General features: G+C 40.6%; 10 protein-coding genes. 9 read left to right on the top strand and 1 reads right to left on the bottom strand.

Annotation, left to right across the window (positions count from 1 at the left end; translation table 11 throughout):
* Positions 1 to 352 precede the first annotated feature (352 nt).
* The gene (locus tag QE382_RS23280; RefSeq protein WP_307187964.1) at positions 353 to 1,861 is read left to right on the top strand and encodes an alpha-L-fucosidase; all 1,509 of its coding nucleotides are present in this window, start codon (positions 353 to 355) and stop codon (positions 1,859 to 1,861) included.
* Between the two features lie 135 nt (positions 1,862 to 1,996).
* On the opposite strand, the gene QE382_RS23275 is transcribed toward QE382_RS23280, so the two are convergent.
* Positions 1,997 to 2,641, bottom strand: a complete 645-nt coding sequence (locus QE382_RS23275) for an HAD family hydrolase (protein ID WP_307187963.1) — start codon at positions 2,639 to 2,641, stop codon at positions 1,997 to 1,999.
* A gap of 249 nt (positions 2,642 to 2,890) precedes the next feature.
* Here QE382_RS23275 and QE382_RS23270 point away from each other — a divergent pair, with 249 nt between their 5' ends.
* The 8 genes from QE382_RS23270 to QE382_RS23235 all read left to right on the top strand — a co-directional run bounded on the left by QE382_RS23270 (position 2,891) and on the right by QE382_RS23235 (position 16,170).
* Positions 2,891 to 5,824, top strand: coding sequence for a SusC/RagA family TonB-linked outer membrane protein (locus QE382_RS23270; protein WP_307187962.1), 2,934 nt, complete (start codon positions 2,891 to 2,893; stop codon positions 5,822 to 5,824).
* A 23-nt stretch (positions 5,825 to 5,847) separates the two neighbouring features.
* Entirely contained in the window at positions 5,848 to 7,365 is a 1,518-nt protein-coding gene (locus QE382_RS23265; RefSeq protein ID WP_307187961.1) for a RagB/SusD family nutrient uptake outer membrane protein, read from the top strand.
* 14 nt (positions 7,366 to 7,379) lie between these two features.
* Complete coding sequence (locus QE382_RS23260) at positions 7,380 to 8,051, top strand: hypothetical protein (RefSeq protein WP_307187960.1); 672 nt, start codon at positions 7,380 to 7,382, stop codon at positions 8,049 to 8,051.
* A gap of 4 nt (positions 8,052 to 8,055) precedes the next feature.
* Positions 8,056 to 9,093, top strand: coding sequence for a DUF5007 domain-containing protein (locus QE382_RS23255; RefSeq protein WP_307187959.1), 1,038 nt, complete (start codon positions 8,056 to 8,058; stop codon positions 9,091 to 9,093).
* 86 nt (positions 9,094 to 9,179) lie between these two features.
* Complete coding sequence (locus tag QE382_RS23250; RefSeq protein WP_307187958.1) at positions 9,180 to 12,293, top strand: SusC/RagA family TonB-linked outer membrane protein; 3,114 nt, start codon at positions 9,180 to 9,182, stop codon at positions 12,291 to 12,293.
* 12 nt (positions 12,294 to 12,305) lie between these two features.
* On the top strand, positions 12,306 to 13,808 hold the full coding sequence (locus tag QE382_RS23245) for a RagB/SusD family nutrient uptake outer membrane protein (protein ID WP_307187957.1): 1,503 nt from the start codon (positions 12,306 to 12,308) through the stop codon (positions 13,806 to 13,808).
* Positions 13,809 to 13,821: 13 nt separating this feature from the next.
* On the top strand, positions 13,822 to 14,568 hold the full coding sequence (locus QE382_RS23240; RefSeq protein WP_307187956.1) for a fasciclin domain-containing protein: 747 nt from the start codon (positions 13,822 to 13,824) through the stop codon (positions 14,566 to 14,568).
* 12 nt (positions 14,569 to 14,580) lie between these two features.
* A complete protein-coding gene (locus QE382_RS23235) occupies positions 14,581 to 16,170 on the top strand; it encodes a DUF5008 domain-containing protein (RefSeq protein WP_307187955.1) in 1,590 nt (529 codons plus the stop codon).
* Positions 16,171 to 16,187: the final 17 nt, after the last annotated feature.

The raw sequence follows: 16,187 nt of genomic DNA, 5'->3' as shown, positions 1-16,187 counted from the left end.
ACAAAAATATTATATAAAAGGTAATTTATTTCTCTATAAGCTTTGTTGTATGAAGGCACTACAACGTTTTCGGGATTTGCGCAAACGATTGACTGAATTTGGGCGAGGGTAATAACTTAATAATTTTTTTACCATTGTACTGTGAGATAAATGCAGAAAAAAAAGGTATAAAGAGTTCATAGTCAATATAATAATTCTAAACCAGTTGCAATGAAGAAAACGCAGATAAAGTATAGTGATAATCCGGACTATTTTAGCGTATGTTGATGACTTTATCAGGTTGTTGCCTTATTAATTGCTCATGATAGTATAGAAATAATTTGGAATCGTTGGATCAAACCACAAGAAAGATATGATAAACTATAATAGATTAATGACGCCCTCCCTCTTGGCTGGTGCGCTATTGGCCGGGAAAACTGTTTCTGCCCAATGGACAGAGCCACGCAAAAAGGTGGAGCAAAGAATTGACGTAAAATACGGGCCTTTAATACCGGCACATCGAACCGATGAAGCGATGGAGCGTTTTCGGACATATGGTTTAGGACAGTTTATCCATTGGGGCCTTTATGCTATCCCAGGAAATGAATGGGAAGGAGTAAGCGCTCGTAAAGGTGCGGCCGCTTCCGAATGGATTCGTACCTGGAGTGGGCCTACTGCCCCAAAGGACTGGAAAAACACCTATGATAATTTATACAAGCAATTTAATCCCAAAGGATTTGACGCAAAGCTATGGGCTAAGCAGGCTAAAGAAATGGGGGCAAAATACCTGATTTTTACAGCCAAACATCACGATGGATTTGCCTTATGGCCTTCGAAGTATACAGATTATACCATTAAGAAAAGCCCTTATAAAAAAGACATCGTCAAGCAGGTTGTAGACGCTTACACCGCTGAAGGGATAGATGTGTTTTTGTATTTTTCGATCTTAGAATGGAATAATTCAAACTATATGGGTAAGACGCTGTGTACACCGGAAGAAAAGGCAAAATTCAATAAGTTTTTGGAGTATACCCGTAACCAATTGTTGGAGCTGCTTCAAAACTATCCGCAGATAAAAGGGTTTTGGTTCGATGGTACCTGGGATCAGTCCTGGATTCAGTCCTATGACTTTACCTATAAACTGGAAAAGGAACTCCGTGAGAAACATCCGGGCTTAATCATCGGTAGTCGTTTTCGAAACGATGAATTTGGAAAGCGGCATTTCGACTCGAATGGTGATACGTTGGGAGATTATGAGCAAGGCTGGGAGCGTAAGATGCCGAAAGAATTTGAATGGCTAGAGGGACGTGACTGGGATTGTGTGATGACTATCCCTCCTAACGGTTGGGGTTACATGAAAGATTGGTCGGGTATTTATACAAAGACATCCGACGATTTGATCGATATGTTGATGAATTGTGTGTCGATGAACGGGAATTTCGTGTTGAATTTTGGCCCGGATGGAAATGGTCGGATGCATCCAGGAGAGGATAAATTGGCGAAAGAGATTGGTGACTGGATCAAAATCAATGGTGAAGCTGTTTATGGTGTGAGACATGCAGGGCTTGCTCCATCTAAACTGGGGTATTTCACACAGAAAGAAGATAACCTTTACCTCACCGTCTTTAATACACCCGTCAATAATATTGTTCGTATTGCAGTGCCGAAAAATTCAGCTGAGGTTCCGGTAGAGGCTGTCTTATTGCAAAATGGTCAATCATTAGCTCTTAAACGTTCCGACATTGGTTTGGATCTTGATAAGAATACATACTATGATGTTGTTCTTCCGGCAACGTTTAGTGCAGATAAAGCTTTTGTTGTAAAAATGAAGCTTGGTAAGCCAAAAGGACAGAGTGATCAACTCATGAATGCAAAAATGTAAATTTTGGCATTCGCGCGAAGGTTTTCGCGATCTCAGCAGCATTTCAAATGTATGTGAGCGCTACTCCAGAGCATTGGGAGTGAACGAGAAAAAAGCGGGACTTAAATCAGTGTTGATTTAGGTCCCGCTTTTCTTTTATAGAATTTCCATCAGTTCCTGTGGATGGTGGATAATATGCTGTGCACCGTGTTGTCTTAACTCGCTCTCTTCCCGAAAGCCCCAAGTAACGCCGATAGCTGTTACCCCTGCATTATTGGCGGTATCCATATCCACGGATGAATCGCCTACATAAAAGCAATCTTGTTTGCTGACGCCCAGTGTTTGGAGACTGTCTAAGACAATCGCTGGATCCGGTTTAGCTGGATGACCAGCGCGATGCCCCAAAATAAGATCAAATTGAATATCGGAGAAATATTGCTGCATCAGCGGGAGGACTGCCTCGTGGTACTTATTGGACGCTACGGAGATGAGATAACCTAAGGATTTCAATTCTTGGAGCATCGGTATAATTCCGGTATATGGTTTTGTGTGTGTTATGGGTTTTTGCTCGTAATAGCTCTTAAAAACGGCAAGTAAGAGCGTTATCGTCTTTGGCGTTCGTGCTTCTTCGGGTAATGCCCTTTCGATAAGTTTCTGTACCCCATTGCCCACAAATTTCTTATAGGCAACGAGTGGATGAATTGGATATCCATACTGTTGCAGAGCTACGTTACAACTGTCTCCAAGGTCTTGTAATGTATCTAGTAGTGTTCCGTCTAGATCAAATATAATAAGCTTCATCGGTTAAATCTAGCGAAAAACTAGGAATTATTTTTTTTTATTGAAGTTATGCAAACGATTGCTCAATATGCGCAAACGTTTGATTTGTTTTTGGAGTCGTGATATTCAAATTCACTTATATACATTTGGTAAACTAACAAGCAATTATTGCCGTACCAGAATTAGATTTTATTGCCGTAGCATATACTATGATATGCCATGTAGATACGCTTTTACCAATTTAAATTTATAGCCTAAAGTCAAAATCGAATGAGAAGACTATTTTGTTTTTTATTTCTTGTGCCTATGTTTCACAATAACCATGCGAGCGCTTGGGATAAGTGGAAGTTGCAACAAGACACTTCACAAATCAGTGAAGCGGATCAACAACTTTTGCGAGGAAGGCTCAAAGCCTTGTTGCAGAAGCAACAGGTGAAGGATAGCCTTAACAAAGGAAACGTCGAGACACTGCCTCTTGTGGGAATTCCTCAGTTATTGAAAGGACAAGTCTCCGGACTTTATGTTCAGGAATCTACTGGAGAGCCCGGAATGCCCAAAAATATGGTTATTAGAGGGATAGGAAGTCCTTTGCTCGCAGCTAAGGATGCTGTCGGCGTTCAACCAGCGGTGTATGTCAATGGCATACCGATAGCACGGGATAATAATTTTACTTATTCGATTCAACAGTATCAATTTAACCGTTTAGGACCAGGTACAGATAATTTTGCTGGAATAGAACTGTCTACGATTGAATCAGTTGAAGTCATCAAAGATCCTGTCTTATTGGCAAAATTAGGTCCTTTAGCAGCTAATGGTGCAATCTGGATTTTGACCAAACCCGGAAAGGAGGGTAGACGGGAAATCAGTTTTGATGGTTATGTTGGATTAGCAACTAAACCAGTCGTAACTCCGGTAAATGCGCAATATGAGAATTTATTTCGCTCGGCCTTTTATGATAAATATGCGTCGGCATCCGATAAATTAAGTTATCCGGGTTATCTGAGTGATGAGACGAATATAAATTACTATGGGCCGGCTAATTGGGATGATGCATACTATAAAAACACACCGATTTACGGCGGTAATCTGGGCATAAGAGGTGGTGGAGACCGTGCAAATTTTGCTTTTATGGGCGGCTATATGAAAAATGCAAATGTAGCTGATAAAACAAATATCGAACGTTATAATGCCCTTTTTAATGTCAATATGGCGCCCTATAAGTGGTTTAATTTTGGGACAACCATCAATGCTAGCCGCAGTTTGCGTGATCGAAACCGTAGTTTACGGGACCGTTTTGGCGAAGCGGCTTATGTGCCGGATTTATCTGTTCCAATTTCTCCGAACAGGGATAAGTATGGCGAATATCTTGATGTCTATAAACGCGCATTGGATAACAATACGGTTAATATGCTCAACTTGGCTGTTAATTTGGATCTCTACCTATTACCTAATCTTAAATTCAATACAAACTTTGGCGTAGATTATTCCGAAGGTAAACGTGAAGCGTTCTTTCCGGGATCACTGATGGAAACAAATAACTATATGTCCAGTTATTTTGGTTTTAATCAGCGTTTGGTATTTAATAATAGTCTGGATTACAATTTCAAGCTCGAAGACAAGCATAAGTTTGATTTTAAGCTGGGGGCTGCTTATACACAAGACCTTTATCGCTACCATTATGGACGTGCATATGATGGTCCCAATGATTTTATTAAGGTCAATGTGGTTGAGGGAGACTCTCAAAAAGGTAATTACCTCACACCCATCGGCGGACTTTATGTCAATCGCTGGTCCAATCGGGAGGATTTTAGATTGCACTCGTTGTATTTGTCAGGTCATTACACATGGAATGATCGTTTGGATATTAATGCATTATTACGGTATGATGGTTCGTCAACTGTACAGCCCGACTCGCGTTGGCTGATGACCCCGGCATTCTCCGCCAATTATCAGTTTGTACAAGAAGGTGAAGCAGAAGTTGTTGATAAGCTAAGTATAAAGGCTTCTTGGGCGCGAATTGGCAAACCCGTCTTTACCAGTAAATATGCTGTTGGCCCCAATTATACGGCTGACTTAAATTGGGGGTCGGAGAAGTCTTTGGTTTCTTATAACGGATTTGCGGTCTCTTCCCGCCCTTATTCAGAAGGATGGGTAGGCTATGGTATTCAATGGCCGTATACTGATCATGCTGAGCTGACAATTGACGGGACTTTATTGGAAAAGCGATTGGATGTAAGAGCATCATTATACCAAAAGAAAGATGTGAACCAATTGGTCAATATGCCTATCCCGGCAGAATATGGATATTCCGGACAGATTATCAATGGTCTTACGGTTCAAAATAGAGGTGTGGATCTGAATGTGGATGGGAAAATATTGAGTGATCCTGCTGGATTCCAATGGACTTCATCATTAAATCTAAATTTTAATCAAAATAAGCTAACGGCATTGCCAAATGGAAAAACCGAACTGAAAGTCGGAGATCGTTTATTGCGTGTTGGACAGGCCGTTGATCAATTTTGGCTCTACGAAAATGAAGGAATTTATAATACGGATGCAGAAATTCCTGTTCAAAATGGCCGTAAATTACAATTTGATGGGGTCGATTTTGCCGCTGGGGATCCACGTTGGAAAGATCAGAATGGAGACTTTGTTATAGATGAGAAGGATCGTGTATTAAAGGGAAATGCTATGCCTAAACTGGTGGGTGGTTTTACTAATCAGTTTAAATTTAAAGGGTTTGAATTGAATATGCAATGGTATTTTGCTTTAGGTCAAAAAGCCCTAAATCAGCGCGCAGCATCCAAGTATGATTTTATCAATACAGAAAATACCAATTCGCTGGATGGTATTCGTGAAGTATTCCATTGGCAACAAGATGTGGATATTACAAAATATCCGATTTATAATCCATGGAGTCCACTTGTTGCATACCGTGTAGACCAAGATCTATTTCTCGAAAATGCTTCATTTCTTAAGCTTAGAGCGTTGACCTTTGGTTATGATCTGATTCAGTTAAACGGTATTAAAAAGAAATTCCAAACCATGCGCCGAGCCTATGTATACGTTTCGGGAATAAATGTATTGACGATCTCTAAATTTTCGGGAAAAGACCCTGAACTAATTGATTTTAACGGTTACTATACAGGATATGGATTACCACTTTCTCCGATGGTCAGTGTAGGGATAAAACTGGAATTGTAAACCTTAATAATTGAATGTTTAATATGAAAAGATATAATCAATGGGGGAAGTACCTCGTACTCATGCTGAGTATGTCGGTGTTATTTTCTTCTTGCAATAAAAAATTAGATATAGTAGCCGGTAATGTTGGTGCTGAAGGGCGGGAATGGACATCGGTATCTGATACCCGCGCACATTTGATGGGTATTTATGGTCTGATGCGAGCGGCTATGGTCGATAATTATGGGCACTGGGTATACGGCGAAATGCGTTATGGTGATTTTAACTCCTATTCGCGGGCTGATTTACGTGTTGTTCAGGAAAATAAGTTGAAAGCTTCTTATCCGCTTATAAAGGACTTGACGGACTGGCGACGTTTTTATGCGGTGATTAATGCAGCCTCATTATTTATTGAGCGTGCACCGGAAGTCTTGAAAAAAGATAGCCGTTATACCGAACGGGATCTGAAATATGATATTGGCCAAGCTCGTAGCATTCGAGCGCTGATGTACTTCTACATGGTACGCATCTGGGGCGAGGTTCCTTTATTAAAGGATTCCTATGATAATGGCAGCTTTGCTGAAGTGGCACAATCTTCTGAATCTACTGTACTTGCGTTTGCTGAAGAAGAATTGCTTAAAGCGGCTGAAGACCTACCTTATCGATATGCTGTTGGTCAGCAAACTTATTATGGCGAGTCAGAATCTGTCTGGAGCGGAGTTTTGGTGAATAAAATCACCGCTTATTCTATTCTGGCACATATTGCCGCTTGGCAGGGAAAGTATATCAATGCGGATGTCTATTCAAAATTTGTGATTGATAATTATACAAAGGCTAATCTAGCTTTGTTAAATGTGCCATCACTTGTGAGTCCAACAGACGGTTTATTTGGTCCAAGCACACGCGCACAGATTTTAGCGGTCCGTTCCTCTTATGAACTTGGAGAGGCAACAAATACAGGTCATCTGGAATCGTTGACCTTGGGTTATCCGATCGTAACGAAGGCCAAACCGGATATTTTTGTTAACCGCGATACAATCAATACAATCTTTGATGACCCGAATGACACGCGTTTTGGTATTGACTCTGTTTCTGGGCTGATTCGGACCAACTACTTTACGAATTATAACGGCGATATACCGATTTTTAGTAAGGTTAAAGTGATCCGAAATGGTGAAGGAGACTCTGATTTCTCAATTTTTGGTTCAAACTTAGTGTTTACACGTTTAGAGGAGATTTTCCTATTATATGCAGAAGCCAAGACGGTGCTTAACCAACGGGATGAAGCGATAAAATATTTAAATCAAGTCAAAGCACAACGCGGATTGAAACCTTATATCTCCTCCTCGCCAAAAGACTTGTTAGGGGAAATCTTCTTGGAACGCCGTCGCGAACTGATGGGCGAGGGATGGCGCTGGTATGATCAAATTCGTTTTGCTAAAATCAAGAAAAACAATCCTACTCTGAACACTTTGATTGAAAATGGTGGAATTTTTTGGCCTATATCAGCAGATGTATTATCTCGAAATTCGAAGTTGAAACAAAATTCCTATTGGAAATAACCAAAGCACTAACCATGATGAGAAGAATATACTATATAGGATGTTTGTTGCTATGCATCCTACTTGGATTTACCGCTTGTAAAAAAGGGAACACCTATTATGAAAACTATAGCCTGAAATATACGGAGTACAAAGGTACGACCCTGCAATTTCTGGAGGAGCAGGGATCAACCTATGACTCCCTGTTATTGGTCTTGGAACGTGTGCCGGATTTGCGGGCAAAGCTTGGTAATGTGTCGGAAAAAACGACATTCTTTGCTTCGACAAATAATAGTTTTACTAATGCAATTGATGCGTTAAATGCCGTGCGTCAAGCCTCAAATCGCTCAAAAATGTATCTGGAAGATATTCCAAAAACTATTTTGGACACCTTGACCTATCACTATGCTTTTGATGGAATCTATGATACCGATGCTTTACGAGATTTTGTTGAAGGAAAAGAAGTACTTTCTATTGATAAATATCGGATGAGCATACAATATAAAGTTACTTCCGCCTCTGGAATCGTTGGCGGGGGACAGCAGCAGCTTGTACTCAGTGATATGAACAACTCCATATTTAAAAGGTATTGGCAAGAAAGTAATACATCTGTTGTCAATATCCGAACAACCAATGGTATGCTGCATATTTTGGCACCTAGCCATAATTTTGGATTCAGCAAATTGGCCAAACTCTTAAACAACTAGCATCATGAAGATGAAATTTTATACTTCCATAAGAAATATAGGGATGTTTTGTCTGGGATTATTGGTCCTGGGAGCGTGTAAAAAAAACATACCTACCGATCAAGATTCTTTAGGCGAGGATATCGTATATAATACAAAAGAGTTCACCCCGCTGCTAGGTAGAAATACTTTTTACAACAATATTGTCAGCATTGGACAGAATACCTCACAGCCCTTAAGCTTTAAGATTGTCAATGTACGCGATTTAGATGGGGAACCTGCGACAGTGTTTAATGATAAATTTCCAGTCAAAGTCTGGAAAGAGGCCTATACAGGTTTGGAAAAAAGTATCGCGGAGATCGAAGCGAAAAGAAAAATTGAGTACCGCCCCTTATTAGAAATTCTCGAACATTCGGGCAATATCAACTTTTGGGGGCAATCTGCCCGCTCGGCTTTTGTTAAAGCACAGCCAGATTCGGGCTATGTATTCGATATTGAAGTCAGCAATTCTGGCGGACGCCGTTACTTGCGTAATTTTAAATTAAAGCCTTTTCGTGAGCAACCTTATGAACCGAGTATTGAGGATCCAATTACAGGTTCGTCTTCTTACCCCTATACCAATGCTATTGTGTCGAATATGATTGGCGAGCGTACAGGAAGACCATTAGGCCCCGCTGATATTCGAGTTTATATGAATAAAACCGAAAATACAGGAAAGGGAACAAAAACGTTGACGATCAGTTTTTTGGATTCATTAAACAATCCAATAGATCCCGCCAAGTTTAGTGAGACCGATTGGCCGAAGCTGGTTCATGGATTTAATCCAAGGGTGGTCGATAAGAAGGTAGTTTATGATGTTGCTTACCCGATTCCTTTGGCCCGCGTAGAGACAGCGTATACACTTGCCAACGGAACCGCAGCCTACTTGGTATTTGGGTATAGAAGAAAAGGGAATCTTGGCTATTTGGAATTATGTGCGTTTGCCATTCCGTTTGCAATATATGAAGAGGGAGATTGGGAGATTCAGTTCCGATTTCCACATGAAGCGCCAAAATTTGATTGATAGTGACCGGTTAACTTAGCTTAAGAATTATGAAACAATTATGTATACTAATACTCTTTTTTACCCATGTGCTAACCAATAATGTAATGGCACAGTCCACGATGATTAAGGGGACGGTAAAAGGGAATGATAATAGGCCTCTGGCGGGAGTATCCATTAAACTGGAATCTCCAAAAAGGGATCTGGGCAAAACGGGAGACGATGGACGCTTTGTTATTTCGGTGCCCGCACAAGGTGTTATGTTATTTTCTTATCAGGGATATGCTACGGTTAGACAAGCCGTAAGCGATTCAAAAAAAGAATACAATATCGTGATGCAGATGACTACACATGAACTTGAAGAAACAGTGGTTGTAGGTTATCAGCAACGGAAACGGGAAACATTAACGGGGTCCGTTGTGACCATTTCAGGAAAGGAAATTCAAGATATTCCCTCAGGAAATTTTGTGGATCTTTTACAGGGTAAGGTCGCGGGGATGAATATCCAGAATAATACGGGTAGCCCGGGAATGCGCGGATCAATTGCTGTACGCGGTATTTCGAATTTTAATGTATCTGGTAGTGGTGATAATACCTTTTTAACCCCAACTTCACCTTTATTTGTCATCGATGGAGTTCCTATTGATGACAACTCTGGATACGAGTATGGCTTTGAAACAGCAGGGCCCGGCGTTTCGCCCATCTCGATGATTCCACCAGAAGATATAGAAGATATCACGGTAATGAAGGATGCACAGGCCACAGCGCTTTATGGCTCACGTGGCGCATATGGCGTTATTCAGGTACGGACTAAAAGAGGAAACTCAAAAATTCCACTAGTACAATATCAATTTCAAGGATTTATGAGTGCGGTGCCTCCCTTACGTAAAGTAATTGGAGGTCGGGGTGAACGCATGGTTCGGATAGAACAAATTTTAATGAATGATTCTACGCTAGCAGCGGCGATTCAGCGGATTAATGATTCTCCGATGCTGGCAGATAGTTTAAATCCGTATTACAACAATTCGACGGACTGGCAATCCTATTTCTATCGCAATACCTATAATCAGACACATAATGTGAACATCTCGGGTGGAGAGCGCGTGTTTAATTATAAAGTGAATATGAATTATTACGATGAAAATGGTATCATCGCAAATACAGGATTCAAGCGATATACGGTACAGTCCAATATGCAATATGAACCCAATGACCGCTTTCGGATGATGGCCAATGTGAATGCCAATTTAGGACAAAATCGAATGGGAAGTGGTAACGCAACAATGCAGACTGGGGTTGGAAAGTCTGCCAATACAACTTCCTTGTACCCTGCTCCGTCACTCTATTCGGGTAGCATGGATGCACTGTCTGCACTAAATGTAAACGATGACAATAAAACTGGAAATTACGTTGCTCAAATCGAATTGCAATATGAACCTATTAAAGGATTAAGAGCAACTACTACCTTTAATTACAATTATACAACTGCAACAAAAGATCGATTTACACCTGAATTATTACTAGGAAATAGCTCAGAGGTATATGGTTATTATCAGAACAAGAGTAAGGTGTATAACCGGAACCTATTATCCTGGGTTAAAACGTTTGGTGAAAAACATATGATCAATGTCTATGGATTCTCAGAAATGGAAATTTCGTCATCTTCTGAAAATCTGAATAAGTTTAGGGGAACTGCCAACGATCAATTCCAAACAGGTATTAGTTACGACACACGTAAAACTTTAGGGGGTTTACTTAATAATCTTTCTAATTTCCGTTCTATTGCGTATGCTGGTAATTTCTCTTACAACTACGATTCAAAATATATTCTTGACCTGACTTACCGCGTTGATGGTACTTCCGTTACTGGAGGAACGTCCCCGTGGTCATCCAATCCTTCGGTCGGTTTTCGTTGGAATTTTAAGAAAGAAAATTTTATGAAAAATCTGGACTGGTGGGATACTGGTTTCTTGCGTGGATCGGTAGGTCGTACGATTTCCCCAACAGGAACCGTGGCCGATCTATATGGATGGTATAAGGTCGATGACGGCCGTTATAACAATCGGCCAACAACCTCCCTTGATCTAAAGAATGCACCAAATACAGGACTCGTTCCGCAGACCACAACACAATGGTCTATGGCTGCTGAACTCGGTTTTTTCAACAGTGCCTTATACGTTACTTATGAGACCTATTACAAGCAGTCCGATAAAATCTTGCGCTCGAAAGCGATCGCTAACCATAATGCTTTTGAAAATGTACTGACAAATGAAGCCGCAATGGTTAATATGGGGCATGAATTGACAATTAATGTGCGGCCGCGTTTTCAGAATCAAGATTGGGACTTTACAGGTACAGCGACATTTGCTTTGAATAGAGGTTTTACAACGGCATTGCCTGATGGGGCTAGACAATTAATACAAGCAGACGACTCAGGATTCGATCTGCCACAACTTTTTAGATTGGGAAGAAATCCGCTTACTTTCGTTTTATACGATTATAAGGGGGTATACAAATCGGATGATGAGGTCCCAGTGAATCCATTGACGGGACAGCGGTACCGCGCAGGTGGCCCACTTTCAGATGGGAAATACTTCCGTGCAGGGGATCCCATTTTTACGGATCTGAATGGCGATTACATTTTAGATGAGAATGACTTAATATTCGTTGGTGATGCGCAGCCAAAAGTAACTGGCGGGTTTAGTTTATATACGCGTTATAAAAATTGGTCTTTGCGTACGCAGATCAATTATACCTTGGATCGGGATATTTTGAACACTGCCCTGGCAGACCGTTTTCGTAATTACGATAGACCAACAGGGATTAAAGAGGGCGATTTGAAATATGTTCCAGGCGCTTATGTTCCATTGGATGCTTACAATGTATGGCGTCAGTTGGGTGATAATGCAGATTACCCGAATGTATCTGATTTTACACGTTTGTCTCTTTATAATCCATACCGTTACAATTCGACCATGTTTCTGGAAGATGGTTCATGGTTGAAATTAAGCTCCGCGACAGTAGGCTACAATTTTAACAGGATGTGGTTGAAGCGTTATGGTTTGACTTCTGCACGACTCAACTTTACTGCGAGTAATATCTTCACCTTCAGCAATTATTCGGGACCTGATCCGGAGTTGGTGACTGGCGTAGGAAGGGATGGATCCAACGGCTATCCAAGCAAAAGAACCTATTCATTGGGGGTCAGTGTACAATTTTAATATGAAAATCTCATGAAAAGAAAGTTTATATATACAGCATTACTTGGAGCTAGTTTGATACTAGGCTCCTGTGGTAAGGATTTCTTGAATATTACACAGATTGATAAATTAACAGGTAATAATTACTGGACCAATAAGGGGGATGTCGAGCAATATATGGGTGGAATCTATTCTACATTCCGGGAAGCAACCATGACGAATATTTTCTTTCCAGCGTCTGGCGACTTGCGTTGCGCACCGACTAATCGTACTAGTGCGACAAGTGGATCAGGCCGGGATTATATTGCCTATTTGCGGAATAACAATCTGTCTATGATTTTTGCCCGTGAAAATGATTTTTCCTATTTCGGTTTTCCAAGAATAACGAAATGGGACACTTTTTATAAAATGGTCCAAAATGCAAATATTGTTTGCTATCAGCTGGATAATAAAGATATGCCGTTTTTGTCTGAGCGTCAAAAGAGCGCCTATAAGGCAGAGGCGATCTTTCTTCGCTCTTTGGCCTACTTTTTTATGGTACGTCTCTATGGTGATGTGCCTTACTATACGGATGTGAACACCAACCCATTGCCGCGAACGAACATGGTGACTGTGTTGAAAAATATTTCGGCCGACCTTGATGCAACTTATAAAGATCTTCCCTGGACTTACGATGATCCTTCTGTAATTGCTGTTAAAGCTATGCGTGGTAGTGCCCTTGCATTGAATATGCATATTAATATGTGGATTGCTGGTTTTACAACAGAAGATAAATCCATCAACTATGAGAAAGTAGCTGCGTTGGGAAAAGAACTGATGGAGGAGAACGGAGGGGCTTACGAATTACTCGATCTAAAACGAACCAAGGAAATTTTCAAAGGCCGTACCAGAGAAGGTTTATTTGAAATTGTACAAAATTTTAACTATGGTGAGAGCTTCCATTTATCAGCTTCTTATTCGGATTATGTGTTACATGCTCCAAATAAGGTAACATCGAAATCCTATATTTACTATGATCCGAAATTTATGGAAAAAATGTATCCTGTCGCAGAAGCTGACCTACGTAAAACCTATTGGTTTGATAAGGATATTTATTCGACGAACGGTGATTTCCAATGTTTGAAATTCTCCAATGTATTTATGGAAGAAGGAGAGGACAACAATCCGGATGATAATCAGATGATATTTCGCTATTCTGATCCAATCCTTTTGCGGGCAGAAGCCTTAGCAGAATTAAATCGCGACGAGGAAGCGCGTACAGTAGTCAACGTTATTCGTAAACGCGCCGATGCTTCTGAAATTTCGGTTTCAGGGGATGATCTCAAAGATGCAATCTGGTGGGAGCGAGTTCGTGAACTGTTAGGTGAGGGCAACTTTTATTATGATTTGGTTCGGACCAAGAAGGTCATGAATACGGAGTATACTATGGCACCGATGTCGGTAGGCGCATTTAATGCTGGTGGATGGACATGGCCTATTGATAAGTCTGCAATGAACAACAATCCTTATATGCGTTTAAACAATTATTGGAATTAAGAAAGGAAGAAAGATGAAAAGCTTATTAAAACTAACTCTGTTTTTGACAGTGATGATACTAGGCGTAGTCGCTTGTAAAAAAGATGATTTTATCGATACTGGAGTTCATAATGTAAAATTCGATGGTACGGTTTGGCAGTACCTGGAGACGCGTCCCGATCTGTTCGATACGTTGATGGTCGCGTTAAAAATTTCAAAATTGGATGAGGTGTTAAAAAAGGAAGAAGTGACTTTTTTTGCCCCTCCGGATCCAACAATCCTAAAAGCTGTTTGGCGGCTCAACCGAACATTATATGTCTCAGGCCAGGATACGATAACGAAATTGGAACAGATCAAACCGCAGGTCTGGCGTAAATATCTTGGACAATACATTCTCAAAGGAAAATACTTGTCGAAGGATTTTACACAGATTGATACCATCAATCTGGCAGCATATCCAGGTGGGGTTTACAAAAATTATGACGGTTTTGACATGAATATTGGTGTCTTGTTTAACGATGTGCGTTCAAATGATCAGGTGATTAAATATGCAGGCTATCGCCAATTGTATTTCAATTTCCCTTATTCAATAACATTGCCAGGTGATATACAGGAGTATTTGACTCCGTTTATTACAGCACCTGTAGCAACATCGGATATTCAACCGACCAATGGTGTTTTGCATGTTTTGCAGTTTTCAAAGCACACCTTGGGTTTTGTGGGATCTCTTTTTGCCAGTGAGGCAGGGCATATACAGTTGGCGTTTTACCAAATTAACTGATTTTACTGAATAATGATGAAACGATTAAAAACAAAAATAGGATACCAGCTTGGTTTGTTGTCCTGTCTTGCAATAAGTTCCTGCAGTAAGGATATTGCCTTGGGCACAGATCCTTATGCGGGTGGAAAAGGATCGCTTGGCATTGGATTTTATAAAAGCTATTCGGAGCCAGGGACTGCAAAACCAGGGGAATTGGTTGACTTTTATGTGAAAGGCATTGCGCCATATCTTGGCAAACTTAACTTCTATGTCAATAATACGAAAATGGAAGTGGTGAGTGCAAAGGATTCTTTGGTGACTATTAAGGTACCGGATCAAATTTCTTCGGGCGATGCGAAGATCGAAGCCGATGGGCAGGTTTTTTATGGGCCGCGGCTAGGGATCGATGGGAATGTTTCGAGAGACGTCAACTACGGTATGGTGAATGGCTTTTCCTCGATGGTGACGGATATTTTACCAAATGCGGGCGGTTATATTGTGACGGGTGCATTTTCCAATTTTGAAAATGAAGCCGTTGATAAAGAGATTTTTCGGAATGGTATTCATTTTATTGATGGTAACGGAAAGTCTTCAGCAGCAATGGCTTTTGGTGAGGGCGCAAATGGATATGTAAACTCGGTAACTAAAATGAGCGATGGGAAGTTTTTGTTAAGCGGATTCTTTAATAAGTTCGATAAAACAAATGTCTTTGGTCTTGTTCGGCTTAACCCCAATGGGTCCGTTGATTCTGAAGTTGTGGATGTCATTAATACCACTGGAAATCCTCTCGATGCACGTGATACGGTATGTACTTTCAACGCAGGAATTACCGGTAGTGTATCGAAAGTCTTTGGCATATCAGATAATCGTGTCATAGCTGTTGGGAATTTTGACACGCACTACAAGATCGATTATACCTATTCCTCCCGTGCAAATAAACGTCAAATTGGTACGAAAGTAAAGCATATTATGCGCATGAAATCGGATGGATCGTTGGATTCAAGCTATATGATAAATAATATAGGAGCAAATGCGGCGATTTTTGATGCAGAATTGATTGACAACGAGCGTGTAATCGTTACAGGGCCATTTACAAGTTTCAATGGTCAACCTGCACGAGGGATCGTCTGTATTAAAGCAGATGGCAGCATAGATCCTTCCTTTAATTTAGGTGGAACAGTTGATCGTGTATTTGACGTAAGTTATAATGCAAAACTAAAGAAAATTCTGATAGCAGGGGTGTTCAGTGGTTTGGGAGCAAATGGGAAAGTAAAGGGGATTGCTGTAATGAATCTGGATGGTAGTATTGATGATCAATTTGTTTTGGGTGATATAAGCACAGGGCTGGTGACCTTTGCACAGATGCTGAATAATGGGCGGATCATAGCTCAGGGGACCTTCGATAGCTATAATTCAATTAAGAGATCGAGCTTTCTGGTATTGGAAAAGGACGGTACTTTATTACAAAAATATAATAACCAGTCACCTTTTGAGGGCAGTGCAATTAAAATCATAGAGTCGACGTCATCGTTGGGTTTTCCGGCATTATTAATTGGCGGAAGTATTATACAATATGGAGCCGATCGTGTTGGAAATATCTTTAAGATGGAAATCAAAGATTAACCTTTTATCGAACCAGA

Origin of the sequence: Sphingobacterium zeae, from assembly GCF_030818895.1 — a bacterium.
Taxonomy (GTDB): Bacteria; Bacteroidota; Bacteroidia; order Sphingobacteriales; family Sphingobacteriaceae; genus Sphingobacterium; species Sphingobacterium zeae.
This window is presented reverse-complemented; position numbering and strand designations above follow the sequence as displayed.